Source organism: Pseudomonas sp. Tof1 (assembly GCF_055390395.1).
Window position 1 is genome coordinate 3,878,020 of sequence record NZ_AP024344.1, and the last position, 26,512, is coordinate 3,904,531.

A 26,512-nucleotide genomic window follows, 5' to 3' on the forward strand; every position below is an offset into this window, starting at 1 on the left:
CTGCCACAGGGCATCAAGAGAGGAAGTCAGCACAGTCATGTCGAATCCCGAAAGGAAAATGGACGCGTCCCTGCGTGGCGGTATTACTGTCCGGGTACTTCATTGAGCAACAGGACCTGCTTGTCCTGAACCAGGTCGGCAGCGGCGGCCCCCATGATCCCGTAGTGCTCGGCTTCACGATGGCGCTCGATCGCCCCCATGTCGAGCCAGGTCTCGACGAAGACGAAACGCCCGGGATTTTCCCGATCGACATGCAGCGTATATTCACGGCAACCAGGTTCCTGACGCGAGGGCACCACAGCGGCCTTCAGCACGGCCTCCAGCTCGGCAGCCTTGCCCGGTTTGGCTTGAAGAATGGCAACGACACGAATTGCATGGTTCATGGTTTTTCACCTGAATGGGAACTGGGTGCAAAAAGGCACCAGGGCCGACGATGATGATCTCTCGTCGCTCGACCATCAAGGCCGCAAGGCTCTGAGCCGCGACAGACAAGGAGGTTCCCGGCGATCTGCGAACAGGGCCATTGCCTACACGACAGGCAGGCAACAGCCGGATCAGGACACGCCATCAGGGCTTGAGCGGCGTTTCCCGGTCGCGCTCGGGCATCTCCTTGCCATCCTCGGGATGCTTCCAGGTTTGCGGCGGTGGCTCATCGTCCACCTCATCCTCGACGACTTCGTCCTCCTCGGGCGCCGGCACCTCACGCCAGGGCATCGCGCCCAGGGGATGCCGCGAAAACGGAAGGGTCACACCGGCAGGCTGAGTATCCATACGCACCTCGCATCGACCGCCCGGACCGTCCGGGCATGGAATTCTCAGTGTAGCAAGCGCGGTACCGACCGTTGCCCACCCGCTCGGCCAGAGGAGGTGGCGTGTTAGCATGGGCTTTTGCCCGGAGGGGATACGCCATGTTTGAGGGTCAGCGCTTCGCGGCGTTTCTGTTCGATATGGACGGGACGCTGCTCAACTCCATCGCCGCCGCCGAGCGCGTCTGGAGCCACTGGGCGCAACGGCATGGCCTGGATGTACCGGCCTTTCTGCAGACCATCCATGGCGTGCGCTGCATCGATACCATCCGCCGGCAGAACCTGCCGGGTATCGACGCCGAGCGCGAGGCTGCGGCCATTTCCCAGGCCGAGATCGACGATGTCGAAGGCGTGGTGGCCATCGAGGGCGCGCGGGAGTTTCTCGCCACCCTGCCCGCCCACCGCTGGGCGGTGGTGACCTCGGCCCCGCGCGCCCTGGCGCAAAGCCGCATGGCCGCCGCCGGCATTGCCCTGCCGGCGCTGGTGATCACCGCCGAAGACGTCAGCCGTGGCAAGCCGGCACCGGACGGCTACCTGCTGGCCGCCCGGCGACTGGGTGTCGAGCCGTCACAGTGTCTGATTTTCGAGGATGCGCCCGCCGGTATCGGCGCGGCGGAAGCGGCGGGTATGGCGGTGACGGTGATCACCGCCACCCACAGCCACCCCCTGGAGACAGCGCACCCGACGCTGGCGGACTACAGCCGGGTGACGGTCGACAGCAACGACCAGGGCCTGGCGCTGGTTCAGGCCTGACCCTCGGTTGCCTTACGAAGCGTATTGCACGCCCAGCGACGCCAGGGCCTTCCAGTAGTCCGGGTAGGTCTTGGCCACGCAATCCGGGTCCTGGATGCGGATACCGGAAACCTTCAGCCCGGCCAGGGCAAAGCACATGGCGATGCGATGGTCGGAGTGGGTGTCGATCAGCGCGTTGCAGCTCGTACCGGCCAGCGCCGGATCGGCCGCCACCAGCAGATCATCGCCCTCCACCGCGGCCAGCCCGGCCCGGATCTCGTTCAGGCCATCGTGCAGCGCCTGGACCCGGTCGCACTCCTTGACCCGCAGGTTCGCCAGCTCGACGAAACGCACCGGCGTGCGGTTGAACGCCGCCAGCACCGCCAGGGTCGGGATCGCGTCCTGCATCTGCGAACCGTTGATCACCGCCGGCATGTTGGGGAACTGCTGGATCACCTCCAGGGCCTTGGCGTCCGGCTGGGTGAAATCTTCACCGGCCACGCCGAGGTCGATACGCCCTGCCGTCAAGGCCTCTGCCGCCCACAGGTAGGTGGCGGCGGAAGCGTCCGGCTCGACCTGGTAGTCGCAGGCGCTGTAGCCGGTGGCCGCGACCCGCCAGGTGCTCTCGTCGACCGCCTCGACCTGGGCGCCGAAGGCACGCATGCAGGCCAGCGTCAGGTCGACGTAGCCGCGGGCACCGATGTCCTTGCCGGTCAGCGCCACTTCTACCGGTTCCTCACCACAGGCCGCCAGCATCAGCAGCGCCGACACGTATTGGCTCGACAGGCCGCCGTCGATCTCGAAACGCCGCGCCTGCACGCGGCCCTGGCCGCGCACAGTCACCGGCGGGCAACCGGTGGGGCTTTCGACATCCAGGCCGGCTCGACGCAGCGCATCGAGCAACGGGCCGATCGGACGTTTCTGCATGTAGTGGTCACCATCGAGCACCACCGTGCCGTTGACGGTGCTCACCGCCGCGGTCAGAAAGCGCACCGCGGTGCCGGCATTGCCGAGGAACAACGGTTGTTCCGGCACCTGCAACTGGCCGCTGCCGGTGACCACGAACGTGGTGTCGTCGGGTTCGCTGATGGTCACGCCCATCTGCCGCAGGGCATTGGACATGTGGCGGGTATCATCGCTTTTCAGCGCGCCGGACAGGCGGCTGGTGCCCTTGGCCAGGGCGGCGAGCAACAGGGCCCGGTTGGTGATCGACTTCGAACCGGGTGGCGTCACCTTGCCGTTCAGGGACGCGTTCGGCGGGATCACGGTGAGGGTTTGCTGCACAGCCATTGATCAACTCTCCAGGCTCGAAAGGTACGCGCACAGGCTCGTGCGCCTCGACAGTCCGCCATGATGCCATTAATGGGCCCGGCGGATCATCCGTTTCTGTCGGGCAGGCCATGCATGACAGGCGCGACTGTCTGGCCTGCGGGTCTTGCGCTTGACCGACAACCCCGGACAATAGAGCCGACACTTTTTCCGATAACGAACGTGCCATGACCGCCGACCGCCGACAACACCTTCCATCCCTGCCCCGCCTGCTCCTGCTGGCCTGCAGCTTTTCGATGATCGCCGGTTGCTCCGGGCACCAGACGCCGGTCAATGGTTACCCCTGCTACGCCAAGGCGGTGCCGAGCACCGGTGTCGGCGGACTGGCCTGGGGGCCGAACGTGAAGACCGCCAGCGCGAAATCCCTGGACAACTGCCGGCGCTACGCCGCCGAATCGGGTGGAACGCCAGGCTCCTGCAGGGTGACGGCGGCCAGCTGCCGCTGACGATCCGCGCCGCAGGGCGTGGCGGACGCTTGCCGACGATCACGGGAGCATCGCCGGCAAGCCGACGGGTCAGGCCTGACGGGTACCGGGCGCCATGGTCCTGCCTCGGCGCGCCGCTGTGCATGGACTACTCCAGCCAGCGCCAGTCGCAGCCGGGGTTGCGCCAATTGATGGAAATGATTCGCCAGCAGAACCGGCCCGGCCGGCAGTTCTGACCTTTCAGCCGGGCGTATCGATACCCGGCCCTTCCCGCCGCCAGCGTTCAGAACCGGCTCCTCAGCCGCTCGTTCCGACCTCCGGTCATTCTTGGGCAGCACAAACTCGTTGAAGGGGCTTGCGCAGTCAATATTATGGTATACCATCATACCAACAGACTGACACACAACCGAGGAGCCCCCATGAGTTTCGAAATTCGCAAGATCGTCAGCTACATCGAGGAAACCTTCATCGAAGGCGGCAAGGCCACCGACAAGCCGGTGACCATGATCGGCCTGGCGGTAGTGATCAAGAACCCCTGGCTGGGCCGTGGTTTCGTCGAAGACCTGAAGCCTGAAATCCGTGCCAACTGCTCCGACCTCGGCGCCCTGATGGTCGAGCGCCTGGTCAAGGCCATTGGCGGTGCCGAGAAGATCGAAGCCTATGGCAAGGCCGCCGTGGTCGGCGCCGATGGCGAGATCGAACACGCTTCGGCGGTGATCCACACCCTGCGCTTCGGCAACCACTACCGCGAAGCGGTCAAGGCCAAGAGCTACCTGAGCTTCACCAACAAGCGCGGCGGCCCGGGCACTTCGATCCAGATCCCGATGATGCACAAGGACGACGAAGGCCTGCGTTCGCACTACATCACCCTGGAAATGCAGATCGAAGACGCGCCACGTGCCGACGAAATCGTCGTGGTCCTCGGTTGCGCCGACGGCGGCCGCCTGCACCCACGCATCGGCAACCGCTACATCGACCTGGAAGAGCTGGCCGCCGAGAAAGCCCAGTAATCAGATAAGAAAGGCAGGAGCGCTCCATGATTCGGCACACCGCTGAACGCACCCCGGCCGGCACCAGTTACCTGGCGACCGGCGAAGGCCAACCCGTCGTCCTGATCCACGGGGTCGGGCTGAACAAGGAAATGTGGGGCGGCCAGATCGTCGGTCTCGCGCCGCACTACCGGGTCATTGCCTACGACATGCTCGGGCACGGCGCCAGCCCGCGCCCGGACCCCGACTGCGGGCTGCTCGGGTATGCCGATCAGTTGCGCGAACTGCTCGACCACCTGCAATTGCCCACCGCCTGCGTCATCGGTTTCTCCATGGGCGGGCTGGTCGCCAGGGCCTTTGCCCTGAACTATCCGCAACGGCTGCAGAGCCTGGTGGTGCTCAACAGCGTATTCAACCGCAGTGCCGAACAGCGCGAAGGTGTCATCGCCCGCACCAGCCAGGCCGCGGAGCACGGTCCGGATGCCAATGCCGAGGCGGCCCTGTCGCGCTGGTTCAGCCGCGAATACCAGGCCGCCAACCCGGCGCAGATCGCCGCGATCCGCCAGGTGCTGGCCAGCAATGACCCGCAGGGCTACCTGACCACCTACAAGCTGTTCGCCACCCAGGACATGTACCGCGCCGACGACCTGCACACCATCCAGGTGCCGACGCTGGTCGCCACCGGCGAACTGGACCCCGGTTCGACGCCGCTGATGGCCCGGCAACTGGCCGAGCGGATTCCCGGCGCGCAGGTTGCCGTACTCGCCGAGCAACGGCATATGATGCCGGTGGAATCACCACGCCTGGTCAACCAGGTACTCCTGGACTTCCTTGCAACCACCTACGTCCAACAAACCATAAAGGGGATCGTTGCATGACACTCGCACGCTTTCAGATGTGCATCGGCGGCGAATGGGTCGATGCCCTGTCCGGCAAGACCTTCGACAGCCTCAACCCGGCCCTGGCCGAAGCCTGGGCACAACTGCCCGATGCCGACGAAGCCGATGTCGAGCGCGCCGTCCAGGCCGCCCAGGCGGCCTTCGACCACCCGGCCTGGCGCGGCCTGAGCGCCACCGCCCGGGGCAAGCTGCTGCGCCGCCTGGGCGACCTGATCGCCGAGAACAGGGAACAACTGGCGCAACTGGAAAGCCGCGACAACGGCAAGCTGATCCGCGAGACCCGCGGCCAGGTCGGCTACCTGCCGGAGTTCTTCCACTACACCGCCGGCCTGGCCGACAAGCTCGAAGGCGGCACCCTGCCGCTGGACAAGCCGGACCTGTTCGCCTACACCGTGCACGAGCCGATCGGCGTGGTCGCGGCGATCATTCCGTGGAACAGCCCGCTGTACCTCACCGCGATCAAGCTGGCTCCAGCCCTGGCGGCCGGCAACACCATCGTGATCAAGCCGTCCGAACATGCCTCGGCGACCATTCTCGAACTGGCCAGGCTGGCCCTGGAAGCCGGCATCCCGCCCGGTGTGGTCAACGTCATCACCGGCTACGGCCCGAGCACCGGCGCCGCCCTCACCCGCCACCCGCTGGTGCGCAAGATCGCCTTCACCGGCGGTGCGGCCACCGCGCGCCACGTGGTGCGCAGCAGTGCCGAGAACTTCGCCAAGCTGTCCCTGGAACTGGGTGGCAAGTCACCGAACATCATCTTCGCCGACGCCGACCTCGACAGCGCGATCAATGGCGCGGTCGCCGGGATCTATGCCGCCTCCGGCCAGAGCTGCGTGTCCGGCTCGCGCCTGCTGGTGCAGGACGAGATCTACGACGAGTTCGTCGAGCGCCTGATCGCCCGCGCCCGGCGCATCCGCATCGGCAACCCGCAGGATGAAACCAGCGAGATGGGCCCGATGGCCACCGCCCAGCAACTGGCCGTGGTCGAAGGCCTGGTCGCCGACGCCCTGGCTGAAGGCGCGCGCCTGCGTACCGGCGGCAAGCGCGCGGACATCGGCGGCGGCTGGTTCTATGAACCGACCCTGTTCGAGTGCGACCGCAATTCGATGAAGATCATGCAGGAAGAAGTCTTCGGCCCGGTCGCCTCGGTGATCCGTTTCAAGGACGAAGCCGAAGCCCTGGCCATAGCCAACGACTCGCAGTTCGGCCTCGCCGCCGGTATCTGGACCCGCGACCTGGGCCGTGCCCATCGCCTGGCCCGGGACGTGCGCTCGGGGATCATCTGGGTCAACACCTACCGCGCCGTCTCGGCCATGGCGCCGATCGGCGGCTTCAAGAACAGTGGCTACGGCCGTGAGAGCGGTATCGATTCGGTGCTGGCCTACACCGAGTTGAAAACGGTGTGGATCAACCTCTCGCAGGCACCGATGCCCGACCCCTTCGTGATGCGCTAGGAGACAGCTGAAATGATCGAACCCGGTATCTACAAAGAAGTCATGGGCTCCTTCCCCTCCGGCGTCACGGTGGTCACCACCCTCGACGCCGACGGCGGTATCGTCGGCATCACCGCCAGCGCCTTCAGCGCGCTGTCGATCGACCCGGCGCTGGTGCTGTTCTGCCCCAACTATGCTTCAGACACCTATCCGATCCTGCGCGACAGCAAGCAGTTCGCGATTCACCTGCTGTCCGCCGACCAGACCGCCGAAGCCTATGCGTTCGCCGGCAAGGGCAAGGACAAGGCCAGGGGTATCGACTGGCACCTCAGCGAGCTGGGCAACCCGCTGCTGGCCAAGGCCACGGCGATCATCGAGTGCGAGCTGTGGCGCGAGTACGACGGCGGCGATCACGCGATCATCGTCGGCGCGGTGAAAAACCTGATCCTGCCACAGGACCCGGTCACCCCGATGATCTACCACAAGGGCAAGCTGGGCGCGCTGCCGGCCCTGGCCTGATCACCGTTTCGGCCGTGCGCCGGCCTCTCGCGCACGGCCCTTTTTCGAGGACGCGACATGAGCAACGAGAAATACCGGCAGGGTCTGCAGATCCGCACCCAGGTACTGGGCGAAGCCTATGTGCAGAAATCCATCCAGAATGCCGACGACTTCAGCCGTCCACTACAGGAACTGGTCACCGAATACTGCTGGGGCCACGTCTGGGGCCGTGAGGGTTTGTCGCTCAAGGAGCGCAGCATGATAAACTTGGCGATGATTTCGGCCCTCAACCGCCCCCACGAACTCAAGCTGCACGTACGGGGCGCCTTGCGTAACGGCCTCAGTCGTGAACAAATACGCGAAATCCTGCTTCAAGTCGGTATTTATTGCGGTGTCCCCGCGGCCGTGGACAGTTTCCGGCTGGCCCGCGAAGCCTTTGCCGAGGCCGACGCCGAAGCAGGTTCCTCCAGTTAACCGATGGCTGTCCGGCACGGCGTAGCAGGCCCGATACCCTGTTCCCGTGCCCAGGACGACCCGACTCAGAGCGCAACCGATGAAACGCCTGCCACTCGACGACAACTTCAAGGTCAATCGCAACCCCGTCACCCTGCGCGAAATCGTGCTGGACAAGTTGCGAAGCGCCATCATGAACTTCCAGCTGCTGCCGGGAGACCGTCTGGTCGAGCGCGATCTGTGCGATCGCCTGGGCGTCAGCCGCACCTCCGTGCGTGAGGCCCTGCGCCACCTGGAGTCCGAGGGGCTGGTGGCGTTCGCCGATGCCAAGGGCCCGAGCGTGGCCATCATCACCCTGGCCGATGCCCGGGACATCTACGAGCTGCGTTGCGCACTGGAAAGCCTGATCGTCCAGCTGTTCACCCTGCGGGCCAAGGCCAAGGACATCAAGGCCCTGGAAAAAGCCCTGGAGGAAAACCGCAAGGCCCTCAAGGACGGCGAACTGCAGCAGGTGCTCGACTCGGTCCAGGGTTTCTACGACGTGCTGCTCGAAGGCTCGGGCAACCACGCCGCCGCCACCCAGTTGCGCCAGTTGCAGGCGCGCATCAGCTACCTGCGGGCTACCTCGGTCTCCCAGGAAAACCGCCGCGGCGCCAGCAACCTGGAAATGGAGCGCATCGTCGAGGCGATCAAGAGCGGCGATCCGCTGGCCGCGCACCAGGCTTCGGTGGACCACGTCCGGGCCGCGGCCAAGGTGGCGATGGAGTACCTGCAACGCAAACAGGACGAGGCCGGGCCGATTCCGGACATCGTCGCCCCTATCGCCGTGAAAGAACCCCGCATAGGTCGCTGAAATGTCAGCCCCGCGCTTCTGTCCGCAATGCGGTGCCGGTGACCTCGCTCACCAGGTGCCACCGGGCGATACCCATGAGCGCCTGATGTGCCGGGGCTGCGGCTACATCCACTACGTCAACCCGAAGATCATCGCCGGCTGCATCATCGAGCGCGACGGTCGCTACCTGCTGTGCCAGCGGGCGATTCCACCACGCCCCGGCACCTGGACCCTGCCGGCCGGGTTCATGGAAAGCGGCGAAACCACCGAGCAGGCCGCCCTGCGCGAGGTCTGGGAAGAAAGCGGCGTGCGCGCGGAAATCATCTCGCCGTACTCGATCTTCAGCGTGCCGAAGATCAGCGAGGTGTACATCATCTTCCGCGCCATCGCCCTGGAGATCACCGACCAGTATGGGCCGGAGACCCTGGACCGCCGTTTCTTCGCGCCCGAGGAAATTCCCTGGGACTGCATCTACTACCCGGCGATCCGGCAGATTCTCGAGCGCTATATCGAGGAGCGACAGGCCGGGGTCTATGGCCTGTATGTTGGTAACGACGATACCGGCAAGGTGCACTTCATCCGCTGAGGCCTTGCGGGGGCCTTGGAGTCCCTGTTCCGATCCTTCCCACGGTCCCCGAGGGAACGCCTCCCAGTCCGCCCTGGTGACGCAGAGCGTCATCGCTGCATTCCCGAACGATCATCACGGCCATTCCCCCGTGTAGTGTCACGTCAGGGCGCCATGCCCTCGACGATGACGATTTCCGCCTCGGCCACGCCCGCGCGGTGTCCCTTGGCCTCCTGATACAAGTCCGAGTGGTAGCAGGCCAGCGCCTGCTCGTAGGAGTCGAACTCGATCACCACGCTGCGCTGCGGCGTCTCCCGCCCTTCCACCGCCTGCGAGCGCCCGCCCCGGGCCAGGAAACGCCCGCCATAGCGGGCAAAGGCCGCCGGCGCGCGGCTGGTGTACTCGGTGTATTGCTCAGGGTCGGTGACATTCACGTGCGCGATCCAGTAAGCCTTCATTGTCGACCTCATTGTTTGTTCATTTTGTATTATGGTATACCACAAATTCTGCCACGCACGCTGAGAATCCAACATGGCCTTTAACAGCATCGAAGAAATAATCGAAGACTACCGCCAGGGCAAGATGGTTCTGCTGGTGGACGATGAAGACCGCGAGAACGAAGGCGACCTGCTGCTCGCCGCCGACCGTTGCGACGCACAGGCCATCAGCTTCATGGCCCGCGAGGCGCGGGGGCTGATCTGCCTGACCCTGACCGACGAGCACTGCCAGCGCCTGGGCCTGGAGCAGATGGTGCCGAGCAACGGCAGCGTTTTCAGCACCGCCTTCACCGTCTCCATCGAAGCCGCCACCGGGGTCACCACCGGCATCTCCGCCGCCGACCGCGCCCGCACCGTGGCCGCCGCCGTAGCGGCCAACGCCTGCGCCGACGACCTGGTGCAGCCCGGGCATATCTTCCCCCTGCGCGCCCGCGAAGGCGGCGTGCTGACCCGCGCCGGACACACCGAAGCCGGTTGCGACCTGGCACGCCTGGCCGGCTTTACCCCCGCCTCGGTGATCGTCGAGGTGATGAACGACGACGGCACCATGGCCCGCCGTCCGGACCTGGAAGTCTTCGCCCGCCAGCACGGGATCAAAATCGGCACCATCGCCGACCTGATCCACTATCGTCTCAGCACCGAGCACACCGTGGTGCGTATCGGCGAGCGCGAGTTGCCGACCGTGCACGGCACCTTCCGCCTGGTGAGCTACGAAGACCGCATCGAGGGTGGCGTGCACATGGCCATGGTCATGGGCGATATCCGCCGTGACGAGCCGACGCTGGTGCGCGTGCATGTCATCGACCCGCTGCGCGACCTGGTCGGTGCCGAGTACCACGGGCCGAGCAACTGGACCCTGTGGGCCGCCCTGCAGCGGGTTGCCGCCGAGGGTCGCGGCGTGGTCGTGGTGCTGGCCAACCATGAATCGTCCCAGGCCCTGCTCGAACGGATTCCGCAACTGACCCAGCCACCCCGCCAGTACAGCCGCTCGCAATCGCGAATCTACTCCGAGGTCGGCACCGGGGCACAGATCCTGCAGGATCTCGGCATCGGCAAGCTGCGCCATCTGGGCCCGCCCCTCAAATACGCCGGCTTGACCGGTTACGACCTCGAAGTGGTCGAGAGCATCCCTTTCACCCAGTAAAGACGGGAGAAAAAACCTCCTGGCCGGATAACCGGTAAGGCAAAATGCTTGCAGAAAGTTTGGAATACCATAATATGACATTCCATAGACCTGACAAACTTTCACAGGAACCCGACCGACAACGAGACAGGCGACTAGCCTTGCCAAGACCGCCTGCAAAGGCACTGAAAAACCAGCTGCTCCCGATAGGCGGGCATCGATAGCCCGCTCAAGAACACAACAATGAGGGCGTGAAAATGGTGTTGAAAAAAGGTACGACCGCTGTATTGCTGGCCGGCTTGCTGAGCATGGGCAGCCAGGCCGCGATGGCCGCCGAAAGCGTCAACTTCGTCAGTTGGGGTGGCAGCACCCAGGATGCACAGAAGCAGGCATGGGCCGACCCCTTCAGCAAGGCCAGCGGCATCACCGTGGTCCAGGACGGCCCGACCGACTACGGCAAGCTCAAGGCCATGGTCGAAAGCGGCAACGTGCAATGGGACGTGGTCGACGTCGAAGCCGACTTCGCCCTGCGTGCCGCCAGCGAAGGCCTGCTCGAACCCCTCGATTTCAGCGTGATCCAGCGCGACAAGATCGACCCGCGCTTCGTTTCCGATCACGGCGTCGGTTCGTTCTTCTTCTCCTTCGTGCTCGGCTACAACGAAGGCAAGCTCGCCGGCAGCAAGCCCCAGGACTGGACCGCGCTGTTCGACACCAAGACCTACCCCGGCAAACGCGCCCTCTACAAATGGCCAAGCCCTGGCGTACTCGAACTGGCCCTGCTGGCTGACGGCGTACCGGCCGACAAGCTCTACCCGCTGGACCTGGACCGTGCCTTCAAGAAACTCGACACCATCAAGAAAGACATCGTCTGGTGGGGCGGCGGCGCCCAGTCCCAGCAATTGCTGGCCTCCGGCGAAGCCAGCCTCGGCCAGTTCTGGAACGGTCGCGTCTACGCCCTGCAGCAGGACGGCGCCCCCGTGGGCGTGAGCTGGAAGCAGAACCTGGTCATGGCCGACATCCTGGTGGTCCCGAAGGGGTCGAAGAACAAGGCCGCCGCCATGAAGTTCCTGGCCAACGCCAGCAGCGCCAAGGGTCAGGCCGACTTCTCCAACCTGACCGCCTACGCGCCGGTCAACGTCGACAGCGTGTCGCGCCTGGATTCGGTGCTGGCCCCGAACCTGCCGACCGCCTACGCCAAGGACCAGATCACCCTTGACTTCGCCTACTGGGCCAAGAACGGTCCGGCTATCGCGACACGGTGGAACGAATGGCTGGTCAAATGAAAATGGCCGCCACCGCGTCCCATTCCTCCCAACCGACCGGAGGCGCCACTGGCGTCGCCGGCTCGGCCTCAGGCAAGGCGGCTGTGATGAACAACACCCCCTCCCTGGCCCGCCGCTGGAAAGGCGCCGGCAACCTGGCACCGGCCCTGCTGTTCCTGGGCGTGTTTTTCCTGGCACCGCTGATCGGCCTGCTGCTGCGCGGCGTGCTGGAACCCACGCCGGGGCTGGACAACTACCAGCAACTGTTCGCCAACTCGGCTTACGCACGGGTCCTGCTCAACACCTTCTCGGTGGCCGGCCTGGTGACCCTGTTCAGCCTGCTGCTGGGCTTCCCGCTGGCCTGGGCGATCACCCTGGTACCACGCGGCTGGGGCCGCTGGATACTCAACATCGTGCTGCTGTCGATGTGGACCAGCCTGCTGGCGCGGACCTACTCCTGGCTGGTGCTGCTGCAGGCGTCCGGGGTGATCAACAAGCTGCTGATGGGCCTGGGCATCATCGACCAGCCACTGGAAATGGTGCACAACCTGACCGGCGTGGTGATCGGCATGAGCTACATCATGATTCCGTTCATCGTCCTGCCCCTGCAGGCCACCATGCAGGCCATCGACCCGATGATCCTGCAGGCCGGCTCCATCTGCGGCGCCAGCCCCTGGACCAACTTCTTCCGGGTGTTCCTGCCCCTGTGCCGTCCGGGCCTGTTCTCCGGCGCACTGATGGTGTTCGTGATGTCCCTCGGTTACTACGTGACGCCAGCCCTGCTGGGCGGCGCGCAGAACATGATGCTGCCGGAGTTCATCATTCAACAGGTGCAATCGTTCCTCAACTGGGGCCTGGCCAGCGCCGGCGCCGCCCTGCTGATCCTGATCACCCTGGTGCTGTTCTACTTCTACCTGAAGCTCCAGCCGGAATCCCCGGTCGGCGCGAGCAACGCGAGGTAAGCCGCCATGCTCCTGACCCCGAATGCCATGAGCCGGCGCCTGCGCCTGGGCCTCTATCTCACCACCGGACTGATCGCCCTGTTCCTGCTGCTGCCGATCGTGTTCATCGTCCTGCTGTCGTTCGGCTCGTCCCAGTGGCTGGTGTTCCCGCCGCCGGGCTGGACACTGAAATGGTACAGCCAGTTCTTCTCCAACCCGGACTGGATGAATGCCGCCCTGGCCAGCCTGAAGGTCGCGGTACTGACCACCGTGTGCGCCGTGGCGCTGGGCCTGCCGACCGCCTTCGCCCTGGTGCGCGGGCGCTTCCCCGGCCGGGAAATGCTTTACGGGCTGTTCACCCTGCCGATGATCGTGCCGCTGGTGATCATTGCCGTGGCGGTCTATGCGCTGTTTCTCAAGCTCGGCTACACCGGCACGATGTTCGCCTTTGTCGTCAGCCACGTGATCGTCGCCCTGCCCTTCACCATCATCTCGATCATCAACTCGCTGAAGCTGTTTGACCAGTCGATCGAGGATGCCGCGGTGATCTGTGGTGCCTCGCGCCTGCAGGCGGTGTTCAAGGTGACCTTCCCGGCGATTCGCCCCGGCATGGTCGCCGGCGCCCTGTTCGCCTTCCTGGTGTCGTGGGACGAAGTGGTGCTGAGCGTGATGATGGCCAGCCCGACCCTGCAGACCCTGCCGGTCAAAATGTGGACCACCCTGCGCCAGGACCTGACTCCGGTGATCGCCGTCGCTTCGACGCTGCTGATCGGCCTGTCGGTATTGGTGATGGTGATTGCCGCCGCTCTGCGTCGGCGCAACGAACTCAGCGCCTGAGCGCCCGGGAGTAGACAACATGAGTGCCGTGATCAAAGACCCTGCACAACAGAACGACCGCACCCTGGTCAGCCTGCGCAACCTGAACAAGCACTACGGCGACTTCGCCGCGGTGGACAACATCTCGCTGGACATCAGGGACGGCGAGTTCCTGACCTTCCTGGGCTCCAGTGGCTCGGGCAAGAGCACCACCCTGTCGATGCTGGCCGGCTTCGAGAGCCCCAGCTCCGGGGAAATCCTGGTCGAGGGCAAGTCGCTGGTCAACGTGCCGCCGCACAAGCGTGACATCGGCATGGTGTTCCAGCGCTACTCGCTGTTCCCGCACCTCTCGGTGCGCGACAACATCGCCTTCCCGCTGGCCATCCGCAAGCTGGCAGCCGCCGAGCGCGACAAGCGCGTCGACGCCATGCTCAAGCTGGTCCAGCTGGACAAGTTCGCCCACCGCCGCCCCGCGCAATTGTCCGGCGGCCAGCAGCAGCGCGTGGCGATCGCCCGGGCGCTGGTCTACGAGCCACGCATCCTGCTGATGGACGAACCGCTCGGCGCCCTGGACAAGAAGCTGCGCGAAGACCTGCAGGACGAGCTGCGCCAGTTGCATCGGCGACTGGGCATCACCATCGTCTACGTGACCCACGATCAGGAAGAAGCCATGCGCCTGTCCCAGCGTATCGCCATCTTCAGCCATGGCAAGATTGTCGGCCTGGGCAGCGGCTACGACCTCTACCAGAACCCGCCGAACGCCTTCGTCGCCTCGTTCCTCGGTAACTCCAACTTCCTGCGGCTCAAGGCCCAGGGCAACGGTGCCGCCGGTTTCGAAGGGCAAGGGCTGTCTATCCGCCTGACCTCGGGCCTGCAGAACGGCCAGGACATCCTGCTGATGGTGCGTCCGGAGAAGGCCCTGGCCCTGAGCCTGGAACAGGCCGCCGCCGACCCGCTGGCCGCCGGCTGGAACCAGGTCAGGGCAACCGTCAGCGAGGTGCTGTTCCTCGGTGAAAGCCAGACCTGCAGCGTCGTCACCCAGGGCGGTACGGCCATGACCGTCAAGGCCTTGTCCGCCACCGGCATGCCGCTCAAAGCCGGAGATTCAGTCGCCGTGCGCTGGGCCACAGCCGATGCCTGCGTCTATACCGAGTGGCAGGAAAGCGACCTGAACAAGGCCGCCGGCAGCCACTGATACCCGCCTGCTCTCCCTGTCGTCGCGGTCGACTGTCGGCACCGGCAGGGAGCTCCCTACTCTTCCCTTCGAAGCCATCGAATAAATTTCGTGTCCGCGTGTTATATCTGGCAGACACGGACGTTCCTCCGTGCCCCGGAGACCGTCGATGAGAACCCTGCTATCCGTGATCGCCCTGGCAACGGCCTGCCTGAGCAGCGCCGCCATGGCTGCGCCCGAGGCCTGGAAGCTGGCCCATGAAGAGGACGGCATCCAGGTTTTCCTGAGCAAAGTGCCGGGTTCGCGTTACCAGAGCTTTCGCGGCGTGACCGCTATCAAGGCCGAGGTCTCCACCTTGCGCGACCTGCAGGAAAATCTGCGGGTCGCTTGCAAGTGGCTGTACGCCTGCGCCGAGATGCGCCTGTTGAAGAACGACGGCGACGACACCTGGGTCGACCTGACCACCGACCTGCCCTGGCCGGCGGCCCCGCGGGACATGGTGCTGCATGTGCATACCGAACAGAATGACGACGGCAGCCTGATCCGCCGCCTGGAGGCGGCCCCCGACTATCTGCCGTCGGTGCCCGGCCAGATCCGCGTGCGCCAGTTGAGTGGCGTGTGGAAGATGCTGCCCAGGGGTAATGGCGAGACCGAGGTGACCTACCAGTTGCAGGCCGAGCCGGCGGGCGACATTCCCTCCTGGCTGGCCAACCGGTTCGTGGTAGACGCGCCGATGGTCAGCCTCAGGACGTTGCGCGCAGTGGCCGAGCGCCAGGGTGTGCGGGACATGCCCTGAACCTCAGCGGCTCAAACGCGCCCTGAACCCCTCCAGCCACTCCCGAACCATGGCCGAGTAAGGCGCTTCGGGCCGAGCCATGGTCTTGATCTCGCCGAGTATCTGCTCCTGGAGAAAACGCAGGCGCCTGGCAATGCGTTCATTGCGCGCTCGCGCCTGCTCGCTCTCGACAACCGGAGCCTCACTGTCGGGCTCCAGTTCCTGCGCCATCAGCCCCATTTCCACCGCCAGCATCTCCAGAAACTCCAACTGGCGCAGCACCCGCGTGCGCTCCTGCACCAGCCCGAGACGGTTGAGGCCATAGACATGGATCGACACCGCGCCCCGCAGGCTCAACCCACCCGCCAGGGCCTGCTCGATCACCCCACGCAGCTCCGGCCGGACACCTGCCACACCACCGGCCAGGGTCAGACCGCCGCTGTCATGAGGCTTGGGTAGGACCAGGCCGATCAGATTTTCGCTGTCGACATGAAAACGCAGGTGCTCCTGTGGCTGATCCCGGCACGGGTCCAGCAGCAATGCCTGCTCGCCGGAAAAATCCCGGGCCCCCACCGCAGCCCGCTGACCGAGGATCGGAAAGCTGTCCTGCTTGCCGGTCTGGGCCACCCGTGAACGGCTGAAATCACGTCCCTCATTGACCAGGCTGACCAGACTGGCCGAGAGCGTGGGCGTCACCTGGCCACTGCGCCGGTTGCAGTGAATACAGCTGGGCAGCAGGTTTTCCCAATCCATGGCGATCCACCAGTAGCCGGGATGATCCGGTTCCTCGTAGACGCGGCCCTTGGGTCGGTAGTGCTCGATATCCACCGGGGCACTGCCGTAGTAGAAGCTCTCGCAGTAGGCGCATTTACCGTGGAACAGCTCATGCAGCTGTTTCTTCACGCTGTCTGACTTGTAGACGGCAAAGGCGGGTAACGCCCCCGTTGGCGCCATGAAGTAATCCTGGAGTTTCTGCAGCTCCTTTTTCGCTGGCGAGTCATCTCCCGACATCGCATCGGGCACGGGGACACTGTCGCGGCTAACGGCACGCATGCTTCAGATGCCCTCCAGGATGCCGAGGATGCGCTGTTTGGCGGCGCTGCGCAGTTGGGCAAGCTTCTGTGTCGAGACCTGTCTGCGGCTGTCCAGGTACTCGACCACCGCCTCCTGCACCAGCCGCTGAACCTCGCTGGAACCCACCGGCAAGGCGTCGCTGATATCACGTTCGAACCGCCGTAGCAGGTCCTGCTGCGGCACAGTCAACCGTTCGCCCCGCTCCCGCGCGTTCAACAGATCGGCCAGGCCGGCCAGTTCACGCTCGGTCTCAGGCTGGTCGGTGGAGGCCAGGCTGAAGAAGTCCGAGGTCAGCAGCTGTTCGACCGTGAGTTGGCTGACATTCGGCAGGCGAACCAGTTGCTCGACCATCACCGGCCACTGGACATCCGTGCGTTGATCGCTGGACACACGCTGCATGACGATCACCTCACCATCCTGCATGCCGCGCAGGCACAGCGGATCGTGAGTGGTGACAATGAAAGTGACCTGCGGCAACGCCTCCCGCAACGCGCGCATGATCTGAATTTTCCAGCGTGGATGCAGGTGCGCTTCCACCTCGTCGATCAGTACCACGGCCTGTGCCGTTTCCAGGCTTTCGAAATGCGGATTGAGGCGTCGATTCATCAGGCCCTGGATGATGTCACAGGCCATTGCCAGGACTGAACGGTAACCCGATGAAGCCAGGCTCAGTGGCGTTCGGCACAGGGGCTGGCCATCGCCTGCCGATGTGACGATCAGGCAGCGCTGGTTCTGCGGGTCGCGTTCCATGATCTCGAACGAGCCCTCGATCGAGAGGATGCCGCGCAAGGTTCGAACCACACTGTTGAAGGCATCTGCCTTGAGACTCAGCAACCATTTTTCCGGATTGGACAGCAGAGCTGTCGAGTCGAAAAGGTTGATGATCGATTTACTTGGGCTACGAGGGCTGACCCGCTTCTGGTATTGCCGAAAGGCACCATAGGCAAAGACCTGAGGCAAGAGCGGCTGACCGTCAACCGACAGTCCACGGTCTTCATGCCAGAATTCGCCCTCGCTGATCGTCAGGTGCCGTTCACTACCGTCCTGGAACACCGCTACCACCGAGGCCAGACTGCAACGGGGAGTCTGCACCGCGCCCAGTAACTCGGGATCCAGAGGCAACGAGGCGTAGTCCACCGGCAGTTTCGTACAAGCCAGATCGCTGCTGAGCACCAAAGCTGTGGCCTCAAGGATGGAGCTTTTTCCAGCGGCATTTTCACCGAGAATCAGCAGGGCCGGCCGAACAGCATTTGTGCCCGAGGACCGCCTGAGCGGCACGGCGGGTATCCTCAATTCAAGTTGCTCTATGCCCTTGAAGTTGCTGAAGCGGATCGATTCCAACGATGGGCAATCACGCGCCCCGAACGTCTCACTCTTTGCAACGGGTCTGGAATCGCGCACAGCAGTCCCTGCCAGACTGAGCTCCAACCCTCCATACCACTCAACGACATCAGCGCTTTCGCTAAGGGCCCGCAACGTGTGTTCGATACGATCCGGGGCCAGTTCCGAAGCTGAAACCCTGGACTTTGAAAGCGTCAGTACAATGCGTCGGCAGAGCAAATACCAGCAGCCACCAAAATCCATTCGAGCAAAATCGAAAAGTACGGGATGTGAATCGTCCTCTCCCAAGGAAAAAGACCAGTTGCCTATAAGATCGTCGAAGTAAGTCTTCAGCTTGCTTTTGCGCAGCTTTAGCAACTGAATACGATTGAGCTTGAAGTGTGTGATGGTTGCAGCTGCGCGCTCGCTCAAGGCGTAGAGTTCACCCGACAGATCGACCGACAGATGCCGGCTCAGGTCGACCCGCTCGCAAGGGTCGATCAAGACATGACGCTCCTTGAGTGGGTAGCCCCCCACAGACCGTTACCAGCCTGTGCATAGGCATCAACTTCTTGCGCCGAAGGCAAGGCTACCCGCCGCCCCAAAACCGGGAAGTGGTCCGGCCGTACAGGCTCGCAGTCCTTGCAAATGGCGTAGAGATTCTCCCAGGCACTGCTCAGCCAGATATAATAAAGGTGAGCGTTTGAAGTTCGCTCCAGTGGGCTGGCTTGCGCTCTCGGGCGAAATCGATAAGTTGCCTTAGACTGAACCACCCGTTCGCAGAACGCACATTTACCGTGAAATAACCGGTCCAACCCCGAACGGACTGAGTTCTCATTCAGATCGATAACCGGTTCCGGTGCCCGGCTCTGCGCCCGCTTGGTCCTGTCGGCAAGAAAGTAGTCGGCCAACGCCTGCCTGTCAGCATTGGCCTCCCGACTTTGCAACAGGCTCGGTGGCGGAACGGAACTGCGGTCGAAGCAATACATGAATCTCCTCCATGAGAGGCGGGCCAGAGCAGCGCCTTTCGAAATCCGGCAACTCTAATCGGCAGGCGCCAAAAAGTAGAGGCGTTTTTCGTCGCCACTTCCTACCGCCCCAAGCAGCGTATCGATAAAAGGCCCGTTGCGCATTCGTCGAGAACGGGAGATGGCGGTGCGATGCCAGGAGATTATGCGGTGAAACTTATGGCCCATTCGCGGGCAAGCCCGGCTCCTACAGATGGGTGCCGTATGCAGGCTCTGTGTACGACGCAGACCTGTAGGAGCAGGGCTTGTCGCACCGCCGCGAAGCTCTTGCTCTTGCTCTTGCTCTTGCTCTTGCTTGTGATCTTGCTTTTGATCTACCCGCCCCGTTCCCAGCAGGCTGAGTGGAGGTTCTGTTTAGAGAGTTGCCCGGCAGGGATGCCGGGCGAGCCGTGTTGGGCCATGGATGGCCCGTCACGGCGTGCTCTCGAAACAGGACCGGAGCGAAGGAACCCTCGCGCAGCGAGGGCCAATGGAGGGGCAAGCGTTTTTTGGTTACTTTTTTTGGCGTCTGAAAAAAAGTAACTCGCCCGTAAGGGGCGAAACCGTAACATCAGCTAAACGCGCAAACGGATATGTACACGCTGCCCCCATTCCCCCTCACTCAGCCCCCCGCAAACCATCAGCAGCGGCCCCCATCAGGCCTGTCGAAATGACCGATTGAAGCGGCCCCTTCCGGCCCGGAATAACCAAAAAAGCGCCGTCACCAAGTCCTGCTGCCCCTGACGACGGCTATCATCCCACCGAGCCCTACGGCATCCCCAACCAGTGCGGCAACGCCAGCGAAATGACCGGCACATAAGTCACCAGGATCAGGAACGCCAGCAGGATCATCAGCCACGGCAAGGCCGCGCGGATGGTCTGCCCCAGGCTCAAACCGGTCACCGCCGAAGTCACGAACAGGTTCAGCCCCACCGGCGGATGCACCAGGCCGATCTCCATGTTCACCACCATGACGATGCCCAGGTGAATCGGGTCGATACCCAGCTTCATCGCGATCGGGAAGAAGATCGGCGCGAGAATCAGCACGATAGCCGATGGCTCCATGAAACTGCCCGCCACCAGCAGCACCACGTTGACCATCAGCAGGAAACCGATCGGCGTCAGGCCTTCGGACACCACCCAGTTGGTGATCTGTTGCGGGATCTGTTCGGTGGTCAGCACATGGGCGAACAGGATCGCGTTGGCGATGATGAACATCAGCATGATCGCCAGCCGGCCGGACTCCAGCAGCACTTTCGGGCAGTCGCGGACCTTCATGTCCTTGTAGACGAACAGCGCGACGAACGCCGAATACACCGCCGCAACCGCCGCCGCCTCGGTCGGGGTGAACAGGCCACTGTAGATTCCGCCGAGGATGATCACCAGCAACAGCAGCCCCCAGAAGGCCCGCCGCGCAGCGCCCAGCCACTCGCGCACGGTCGCCCGTGGCTGGGCCGGCAGTTTCTTGATCCGCGCCACGATGTAGATCGCCACCATCAGCATCAGCCCCAGCAGCAGCCCGGGAATCACCCCGGCCATGAACAGCTTGCCCACCGAGGTCTCGGTCGCCGCCGAGTACACCACCATGACGATCGACGGCGGAATCAGGATGCCCAGGGTCCCGGCGTTGCAGATGATCCCGGCACCGAACTCCTTCGGATAACCGGAACGCACCATGCCGGCCACGGCAATCGAGCCGACCGCCGCCACCGTCGCCGGCGACGAACCGGACAGCGCCGCGAACAGCATGCACGCCAATACCGCGGCGATCGCCAGGCCACCCCGGATATGCCCGACGCAGGCGTTGGCGAAGTCGATCAGGCGCTTGGCCACCCCGCCGGTGGTCATGAACGCCCCCGACAGCAGAAAGAACGGAATCGCCAGGAAGGTGTAAGCGTCGGAGGTCTCGAACAGCTTGATCGCCAGGGAGCTCAGGGAGTCCTGGCTGAACAGCAGGATCGACAGCGCACCGGACAGACCCAGGGAAATCGCGATCGGCACCCCGAGGAACATGAAGGTGAACAGCAGCAGGAACAGGCAGAGGACGGTCATCAGTGCTGCTCCTTGTGCTCGTTCGCCAGCCTGCTGGCCTCGCCCGCCTCGTCGGCCAGGCCCAGGCCGCTCTGGCGGCGGCTGAAGAGGCGACAGAAGATTTCCAGGTAACGGATCAGCACCAGGGCGAAGCCGATGGGCACGATCACCACGATGTGGCCGACCTTGATGCCGTACTGGTCGAGGTCCTCGGCACCGATACCGGCCATCAGCACCGCGCTCAGCCACTTGTAGCTGGCCACCATGAACAGCCCGGCATAGGCCAGGCAGCAGGTGCAGGCGAGCATCACCAGGTAGCGCTGCACCGGGCGCGGGGTCAGCTTGACCAGCGCGTCCACGCCGAGGTGGCCGGCGGTGCGCACGCCATAGGAAATGCCGAAGAAGATCAGCCAGCCGAACATGGCCTTGGTCAGCGCCACGCTCCAGGTCATGTCCTGGGCCACGCTCATGGTCGCGTCGCCAAGGCTGTTGAAAAAGCCGCTGCTCCAGGCCCAGCGATCGGCGAGGTTGAAGAACAGTGTGTAGACGTTGTTGGCCATCACGTAGACGAAAGTCACCAGGGTCATGGCGGCCAGCAGGAAGGCGATCAGGCCCTCCTCGAAATGCGCCCAGATGCGCCGCAGGGATTGCGTTGGCATGGACAGGACTCCGCGAGAGAAAAAGGATTGGATCGGGTATCGCGTTACGGTGACGCAGAGCGTCACGGGCTGCATTCCCGCGCGGAGCGTGGGAGCGACCGAAGCAGCCGGCCCCGTGAGCGAGGCCCCTGGCTGGATCGTCCCCACGCTCCGCGTGGGGATGCAGCTCCGCGTCGCCGAACGGTGATCAAGGCTGGTTGGACTTGTCCGCCGCCTCGATCAGGTCGGCACCGATCTCACCCTCGAACTTCTTCCACACCGGCTTCATCGCCTCGCGCCATTGCGCGCGTTCTTCTGGAGTCAGGGTGATGATTTCACTGGTCCTGGCGTCGACGATCTTCTGCCTGGCGCTCTGGTTCAGCGCCTCGGCCTGCCGGTTCACCTCGACGGTGACTTCACCCATGATCTTTTCCAGTTCGCTGCGTACATCCGGTGGCAGGCCGCCCCAGAACTTGCTGTTGGTGATCACCATGTAGTCGATCAGGCCATGGTTGGACTCGGTGAAGTACTTCTGTACCTCGTTGACCTTCTGGCTCTCGTAGTTCGACCAGGTGTTCTCGGTGCCGTTGACGGTACCGGTCTGCAGGCCCTGGTAGACCTCGGCGAAACTCATCTTGCGCGGGTTGGCGCGGATCGCCTTGAACTGCTCCTCCAGCACGCTGGAGGCCTGGACACGGAACTTCTGCCCACGGGCATCGGCCGGCACCCGCAGCGGCTTGTTCGCCGACAGTTGCTTGAGGCCGTTGTGCCAGTAGGCCAGGCCGAGAATGCCCTTGTCCTGCATCGAGGTCAGCAGCGCCTTGCCCTGGCCCCCCTGGAAGCGGTCGACAGCGGCCAGGTCGTTGAACAGGAACGGCAGGTCGTAGATCTGCACCTGCCGGGTGTACTGCTCGAACTTGGCCAGGGACGGCGCCAGCATCTGCACGTCGCCCAGCAGCAACGCCTCCATTTCCTTGCCGTCACCGAACAGCGAAGAGTTCGGGTAGATCTCGACCTTGACCCGGCCCGGCAGGCGTTCCTCGGCGAGTTTCTTGAACAGCAGCGCGCCCTGCCCCTTGGGGGTGTTCTCGGCGACCACGTGGGCGAACTTGATGACGATGGGATCGGCCGCCTGCGCGAGACTGGCGGAGATCAAGGTGGCGGCGCAGAACAGCGCCCGGGTCAACTTGAGCATGGATGTCACCTTCTTATTGTTGTGGTTCAAGGCAGGTTGCCTAAAGCGATGCGTGTCGTGAATTTCGAATTTTGAGTACCTGCGTTCGGCCATGCCGAACGCTGCCAGGGGGCTTGCCGTGGACAACCGAAGGGCGCCCCGCAAATACCATCTTAGGGTGGCTCAAGGCGCGCTCCGGGAGCGGTGCCCTCCCAATGCGCAGTAGGCAGGCACCGCCAATTGCCGGGGATTGGCCCTACAGCAACCCCAGCAGGCGTCGAGCGCGCAACAGCACCGGCGCATCGACCATCTGCCCGTCGACCTGGTAGGCCCCGGCGCCGTCGCGGCCGGCATCCACCACCCGCCGGGCCCAGGCCAGTTCCTCGGCGCCGGGGGCCAGCGCGGCGTGAATCACCGCGACTTGCCGGGGATGGATGCACAGGGCACCTGCGAACCCCATTTCGTAGGCATGGCGAATGGAGCGCTGCAGCCCCTCGGGGTCATCAATGGCCGGGTGTACGCCATCCAGCGGCGCCACCAGCCCAGCGGCCCGGGAATGAAGGATCAGGGCCAGGCGGGCCTGGTCGAGGGCGAACCGGGCCGCCGGCGAGCCGCTGCTGAGGTTCAGGTCCAGGGCCAGGTCGAGGCCACCGAAGGACAACCGTTCGACCCCGCCAGCTCCCGCGATCTCGGCCAGGGCCAGCAACCCGCGGGCGCTTTCGATGATTGGCCAGACGCGCCTGCCGGTCGCTGCCACGGCCGCAACCTGCGCGGCACTCTCGACCTTGGGCAGCAGCACACCGACCACGCCGGGCTGGCGTTTGCAGAAGGCCAGGTCGGCGGCATGCTCGGCGTGCTCCGGGGCGTTGACCCGGACCAGTACCCGCACGTCGGGGTTGTCAGCGAAAAACTGCCCAAGGTGCTCACGGGCGGCCCGCTTGAGCGGCTCCTCGACGGCGTCCTCGAAATCGACGATCACCGCATCGGCGCCGCTGGCCAGGGCCTTGGCGAAACGCTCGGGGCGGCTGCCCGGCACGAACAGCGCGGAGCGGACAATGGATGAAGACATGATGAATTCCTTGTACGGTGGTGGTGCACGCAGCTGTTTGGGAGATTTGTGATCTGAGGGGCCCTCAAGATCAGACACAGGGCTCAGACCACCCCGCTCGAACGCAACTGCGCCACGGCTTCGGCGGAAAAACCCAACTGCCGCAGAATCGCCTCGGTGTGCTGCCCCAACCCCGGCACCGCCTCCATCCGCGGCACGAACGCCGCATTGCGCGCCGGCGGCAGCAAAGCCGGCAGTTTCCCCGAAGGGCTGTCGACCTGGCGCCAGCCATCCCGCGCCTTGAGCTGCGGGTGCTGCCACACGCCCTGCATGTCGTTGACCCGGGCATTGGCGATCTGCGCCTGCTCCAGGCGCTCGATCACCTGCTCGGTGCTGAGCCGCGAGAAGCTGTCGACGATGATCTGGCGCAGCACCTCGCGATTGGCCGAACGCTTGAAGTTGGCCGAGAAGCGCTCGTCCACCGCCAGCTCCGGCGTCAGCAGCACCTTGTCGCAGAACGCCGCCCATTCGCGCTCGTTCTGCAGGCCGAGCATCACCGTGCCGCCATCGCCGGCCGGGAAAGGCCCGTACGGGTAAATGGTCGAATGCGCGGCACCGGCCCGCGGCGGCGGTGGCGCGCCGTCGAAGGCGTAGTACATCGGGTAGCCCATCCACTCCACCAGGCTTTCCAGCATGCTGATGTCGACCCGGCTGCCCTCCCCGGTCCGGCCCCTGAGCAGCAGCGCCGAGAGGATGCCGCTGTAGGCATACATGCCGGCGGCGATGTCGGCGATGGAGCAACCGGCCTTGGCCAGTTCACCCTCGCCCGGACCACCGGTGACCGAGAGAAAGCCGCCTTCACTCTGGATCAGCAGGTCATAGGCCTTTTTCCTTTCGTAGGGCCCGCCCTCACCGTAACCGGAAATGTCGCAGACGATCAGTCGCGGAAAACGCTCATGCAGCGCCTCGAACGACAGGCCCATGCGCGCGGCGGCACCCGGTGCCAGGTTCTGCACCAGCACGTCGGCCTGGCCCAGCATTTGTTCGAGGATATCCCCGGCCTGGTCCTGCTTGAGGTCCAGGGTCAGGCTCTCCTTGGAGCGGTTGGTCCAGACGAAGTGCGAGGCCAGGCCACTGACCCGCTGGTCGTAGCCACGGGCGAAGTCACCGACACCCGGGCGCTCGATCTTGATGACCCGGGCACCGAGGTCGGCCAGTTGTCGGGTACAGAACGGCGCGGCGATGGCGTGTTCCAGGCTGATCACGGTAATGCCGTCCAGCGGCCGCGGGGCCGCAGTGTTTCCTGCTGCCAGGCTCATCAGCACAGCTCCTTCAGGTCGGTGGTGTTGCGCAGGTCCCAGACCTGGCGGATCAGGGCGCTGGCCTGCTCGGGGGAACGGGCGCCGGAGAATTGCAGCAGGCGGTGGAATTTGTCTTCCAGCTCGGCCCGCGACAGGCTGTTGCCCGGATCCCCCTTGGGCTCGTCGATGGCCCAGGGCAGGGTTCGGCCGTCGACCGTCGTCACCAGCACCCGGCCCAGCCAGCGCCGGGGATAGGCGCCGTCGACTTCGGGGTCGAGGGTCATGCCGACCCTGTCGCGAAAGGCGGCAACAGCCGGGTCGGTCAGAGCCAGCTCATGAAACTCCGGCAGCCCGGCCTTGCCATGCACGGCGATCAGGCCGAGCACGGTGCCCATGGAGAACTTGGCCTGGTGCACGGTCTGCGGCACCTTGACCCGGCCCAACACGTCGATGGCGCCCTGGTGCACGCGGGTTTCCACCCGTTCGATCTGTTCGTGGCGCAAGCCTTCCCGTTCCATCAGTTGCAACAGCGCATCGGCGGCCGGGTGGGTGTGCCGGCAGGACGCATGGAACTTGAACGAGGTCTCCACCAGCGCCCAGCGGCTGCCCAGGCGATCGGACAGGCGGGCCGGCTCGGCATCGCTGGACATGCCCGCCGCCAGCCCCTGGTCGCCTTCGAGAATGTTGCGGGCCCCGGTCAGGCCGTCGGCGGTCAGGTACGCCGCCAGCAACCCGTCGGCGGCCGCCTTGGCGGTGTGCAACTGCTTGGAGTCGGCGGCATCACGCAGGAACTCCCAGAGCCCGGCGGCCTGGGTGCCGGCGCTGCCGAGCAGGTGGATGAACCGCTCCTGGTCGAAGTCCATCAGCTTGCCCACGGCCACGGCGGCGGCCAGGGTGCCAACGGTGGCCGTGGTGTGGAAGATACGGTAGTGGGAACGGCCAAGGAATTCGCCGATGCGAATCCCCGCCTCGTAGCCGGCGACCGAGGCCAGCAGCAGCTCGCGACCGGATTTACCGAGATCCTGGGCCGCCGCCAGCGCCGCCGGGAACACCACGGTGGCCGGGTGCAGCACGGAGCTGTTGTGCAGGTCGTCCTGCTCCACCAGGTGGGACGAGGCGGCGTTGACCAGTGCGGCGAAATAGGCCGAGCTGCGCTCGCCGCTGACCAGGATGCCGGCCGGCCCCTGCGCCGGGCCCATCCGGCGCGCATAGGCCTCGAACAGCGGAATCGGATGGGCGCCCTGGCTGGCCAGGGCCGAGCCCAGCCAGTCGAGGAACAGTTCCTCGGTACGGGCCAGCACCGCCTCGGGTACCTGCTCGTAGCGCAGGCCGGCGAGGAATTCGGCCAGGGCTTGGGTATGGCTCATGCG

At 64.6% G+C, this 26,512-nt stretch carries 27 protein-coding genes and 1 pseudogene; 16 read left to right on the forward strand and 12 right to left on the reverse strand.

Going from position 1 to position 26,512, the window contains the following annotated elements; genetic code table 11:
- Positions 1–83 precede the first annotated feature (83 nt).
- Together ACZ5KU_RS17490 and ACZ5KU_RS17495 are read right to left on the reverse strand one after the other, a co-directional pair.
- A complete protein-coding gene (locus tag ACZ5KU_RS17490; RefSeq protein WP_054060765.1) occupies positions 84–383 on the reverse strand; it encodes a putative quinol monooxygenase in 300 nt (99 codons plus the stop codon).
- Between the two features lie 184 nt (positions 384–567).
- Positions 568–771: a hypothetical protein gene (locus tag ACZ5KU_RS17495; protein WP_054060766.1), complete on the reverse strand. Its 204-nt coding sequence runs from the start codon at positions 769–771 to the stop codon at positions 568–570.
- A 137-nt stretch (positions 772–908) separates the two neighbouring features.
- Between ACZ5KU_RS17495 and ACZ5KU_RS17500 the strand changes: the two genes are divergently transcribed.
- Positions 909–1,559, forward strand: a complete 651-nt coding sequence (locus ACZ5KU_RS17500; RefSeq protein ID WP_054064381.1) for an HAD-IA family hydrolase — start codon at positions 909–911, stop codon at positions 1,557–1,559.
- 12 nt (positions 1,560–1,571) lie between these two features.
- Here ACZ5KU_RS17500 and ACZ5KU_RS17505 read toward each other — a convergent pair whose 3' ends face one another.
- Positions 1,572–2,828, reverse strand: a complete 1,257-nt coding sequence (locus tag ACZ5KU_RS17505; protein ID WP_054064382.1) for a 3-phosphoshikimate 1-carboxyvinyltransferase — start codon at positions 2,826–2,828, stop codon at positions 1,572–1,574.
- A 206-nt stretch (positions 2,829–3,034) separates the two neighbouring features.
- On the opposite strand from ACZ5KU_RS17505, the gene ACZ5KU_RS17510 reads away from it, so the two are divergent.
- The 9 genes and pseudogenes from ACZ5KU_RS17510 to ACZ5KU_RS17550 all read left to right on the forward strand — a co-directional run bounded on the left by ACZ5KU_RS17510 (position 3,035) and on the right by ACZ5KU_RS17550 (position 8,982).
- Positions 3,035–3,313, forward strand: a complete 279-nt coding sequence (locus tag ACZ5KU_RS17510) for a hypothetical protein (protein WP_054061346.1) — start codon at positions 3,035–3,037, stop codon at positions 3,311–3,313.
- 95 nt (positions 3,314–3,408) lie between these two features.
- Positions 3,409–3,528, forward strand: a pseudogene (locus ACZ5KU_RS17515) (hypothetical protein); the annotation flags it as partial.
- A 183-nt stretch (positions 3,529–3,711) separates the two neighbouring features.
- Positions 3,712–4,302 (forward strand): amino acid synthesis family protein, encoded by a 591-nt coding sequence (locus tag ACZ5KU_RS17520; RefSeq protein ID WP_054061345.1) that lies wholly within the window; start codon positions 3,712–3,714, stop codon positions 4,300–4,302.
- A 26-nt stretch (positions 4,303–4,328) separates the two neighbouring features.
- Positions 4,329–5,159: an alpha/beta fold hydrolase gene (locus tag ACZ5KU_RS17525; protein ID WP_054061344.1), complete on the forward strand. Its 831-nt coding sequence runs from the start codon at positions 4,329–4,331 to the stop codon at positions 5,157–5,159.
- The gene (locus ACZ5KU_RS17530) at positions 5,156–6,634 is read left to right on the forward strand and encodes an aldehyde dehydrogenase (protein WP_416769174.1); all 1,479 of its coding nucleotides are present in this window, start codon (positions 5,156–5,158) and stop codon (positions 6,632–6,634) included. The genes ACZ5KU_RS17525 and ACZ5KU_RS17530 overlap by 4 nt, the downstream gene beginning before the upstream one ends.
- 12 nt (positions 6,635–6,646) lie before the next feature.
- Positions 6,647–7,132: a flavin reductase family protein gene (locus tag ACZ5KU_RS17535; RefSeq protein WP_464735917.1), complete on the forward strand. Its 486-nt coding sequence runs from the start codon at positions 6,647–6,649 to the stop codon at positions 7,130–7,132.
- Positions 7,133–7,189: 57 nt separating this feature from the next.
- Entirely contained in the window at positions 7,190–7,585 is a 396-nt protein-coding gene (locus ACZ5KU_RS17540) for a carboxymuconolactone decarboxylase family protein (protein WP_054059576.1), read from the forward strand.
- A gap of 79 nt (positions 7,586–7,664) precedes the next feature.
- Positions 7,665–8,417, forward strand: coding sequence for a GntR family transcriptional regulator (locus tag ACZ5KU_RS17545; protein WP_464735918.1), 753 nt, complete (start codon positions 7,665–7,667; stop codon positions 8,415–8,417).
- Position 8,418: 1 nt separating this feature from the next.
- The gene (locus tag ACZ5KU_RS17550; protein ID WP_054064385.1) at positions 8,419–8,982 is read left to right on the forward strand and encodes an NUDIX hydrolase; all 564 of its coding nucleotides are present in this window, start codon (positions 8,419–8,421) and stop codon (positions 8,980–8,982) included.
- 143 nt (positions 8,983–9,125) lie between these two features.
- Here ACZ5KU_RS17550 and ACZ5KU_RS17555 read toward each other — a convergent pair whose 3' ends face one another.
- The gene (locus ACZ5KU_RS17555) at positions 9,126–9,419 is read right to left on the reverse strand and encodes a DUF1330 domain-containing protein (protein WP_054059573.1); all 294 of its coding nucleotides are present in this window, start codon (positions 9,417–9,419) and stop codon (positions 9,126–9,128) included.
- Between the two features lie 73 nt (positions 9,420–9,492).
- On the opposite strand from ACZ5KU_RS17555, the gene ribBA reads away from it, so the two are divergent.
- The 6 genes from ribBA to ACZ5KU_RS17585 all read left to right on the forward strand — a co-directional run bounded on the left by ribBA (position 9,493) and on the right by ACZ5KU_RS17585 (position 15,570).
- Positions 9,493–10,602 carry a bifunctional 3,4-dihydroxy-2-butanone-4-phosphate synthase/GTP cyclohydrolase II gene (gene ribBA, locus ACZ5KU_RS17560; protein ID WP_054064386.1) on the forward strand — a complete coding sequence of 370 codons (1,110 nt, stop codon included), beginning with the start codon at positions 9,493–9,495 and terminating at the stop codon, positions 10,600–10,602.
- A gap of 236 nt (positions 10,603–10,838) precedes the next feature.
- Positions 10,839–11,864, forward strand: coding sequence for a polyamine ABC transporter substrate-binding protein (locus ACZ5KU_RS17565; protein WP_054059572.1), 1,026 nt, complete (start codon positions 10,839–10,841; stop codon positions 11,862–11,864).
- Positions 11,861–12,805, forward strand: a complete 945-nt coding sequence (locus ACZ5KU_RS17570; protein WP_054059571.1) for an ABC transporter permease — start codon at positions 11,861–11,863, stop codon at positions 12,803–12,805. Before ACZ5KU_RS17565 ends, ACZ5KU_RS17570 begins: the two co-directional genes overlap by 4 nt.
- Positions 12,806–12,811: 6 nt before the next feature.
- Entirely contained in the window at positions 12,812–13,621 is an 810-nt protein-coding gene (locus tag ACZ5KU_RS17575; protein WP_416769180.1) for an ABC transporter permease, read from the forward strand.
- 19 nt (positions 13,622–13,640) lie between these two features.
- Positions 13,641–14,795 (forward strand): ABC transporter ATP-binding protein, encoded by a 1,155-nt coding sequence (locus ACZ5KU_RS17580; RefSeq protein WP_054059569.1) that lies wholly within the window; start codon positions 13,641–13,643, stop codon positions 14,793–14,795.
- Between the two features lie 148 nt (positions 14,796–14,943).
- Positions 14,944–15,570, forward strand: a complete 627-nt coding sequence (locus tag ACZ5KU_RS17585; protein WP_464735919.1) for an START domain-containing protein — start codon at positions 14,944–14,946, stop codon at positions 15,568–15,570.
- Positions 15,571–15,573: 3 nt separating this feature from the next.
- On the opposite strand, the gene ACZ5KU_RS17590 is transcribed toward ACZ5KU_RS17585, so the two are convergent.
- The 8 genes from ACZ5KU_RS17590 to ACZ5KU_RS17625 form a co-directional block, all read right to left on the reverse strand.
- Positions 15,574–16,602, reverse strand: coding sequence for an HNH endonuclease family protein (locus ACZ5KU_RS17590; protein ID WP_464735920.1), 1,029 nt, complete (start codon positions 16,600–16,602; stop codon positions 15,574–15,576).
- A gap of 3 nt (positions 16,603–16,605) precedes the next feature.
- Complete coding sequence (locus ACZ5KU_RS17595; protein ID WP_464735921.1) at positions 16,606–18,447, reverse strand: AAA family ATPase; 1,842 nt, start codon at positions 18,445–18,447, stop codon at positions 16,606–16,608.
- Between the two features lie 1,271 nt (positions 18,448–19,718).
- A complete protein-coding gene (gene dctM / locus ACZ5KU_RS17600; RefSeq protein ID WP_054059565.1) occupies positions 19,719–21,002 on the reverse strand; it encodes a C4-dicarboxylate TRAP transporter large permease protein DctM in 1,284 nt (427 codons plus the stop codon).
- Positions 21,002–21,640: a TRAP transporter small permease gene (locus ACZ5KU_RS17605; RefSeq protein WP_464735922.1), complete on the reverse strand. Its 639-nt coding sequence runs from the start codon at positions 21,638–21,640 to the stop codon at positions 21,002–21,004. Before ACZ5KU_RS17605 ends, dctM begins: the two co-directional genes overlap by 1 nt.
- A 187-nt stretch (positions 21,641–21,827) precedes the next feature.
- Positions 21,828–22,814, reverse strand: coding sequence for a TRAP transporter substrate-binding protein (locus ACZ5KU_RS17610; protein WP_464735923.1), 987 nt, complete (start codon positions 22,812–22,814; stop codon positions 21,828–21,830).
- 235 nt (positions 22,815–23,049) lie between these two features.
- Positions 23,050–23,862: an HpcH/HpaI aldolase/citrate lyase family protein gene (locus ACZ5KU_RS17615; RefSeq protein ID WP_464735924.1), complete on the reverse strand. Its 813-nt coding sequence runs from the start codon at positions 23,860–23,862 to the stop codon at positions 23,050–23,052.
- An 83-nt stretch (positions 23,863–23,945) separates the two neighbouring features.
- Positions 23,946–25,160, reverse strand: a complete 1,215-nt coding sequence (locus ACZ5KU_RS17620; protein WP_464735925.1) for a CaiB/BaiF CoA transferase family protein — start codon at positions 25,158–25,160, stop codon at positions 23,946–23,948.
- Complete coding sequence (locus tag ACZ5KU_RS17625) at positions 25,160–26,509, reverse strand: MmgE/PrpD family protein (RefSeq protein WP_464735926.1); 1,350 nt, start codon at positions 26,507–26,509, stop codon at positions 25,160–25,162. Before ACZ5KU_RS17625 ends, ACZ5KU_RS17620 begins: the two co-directional genes overlap by 1 nt.
- Positions 26,510–26,512 lie beyond the last annotated feature (3 nt).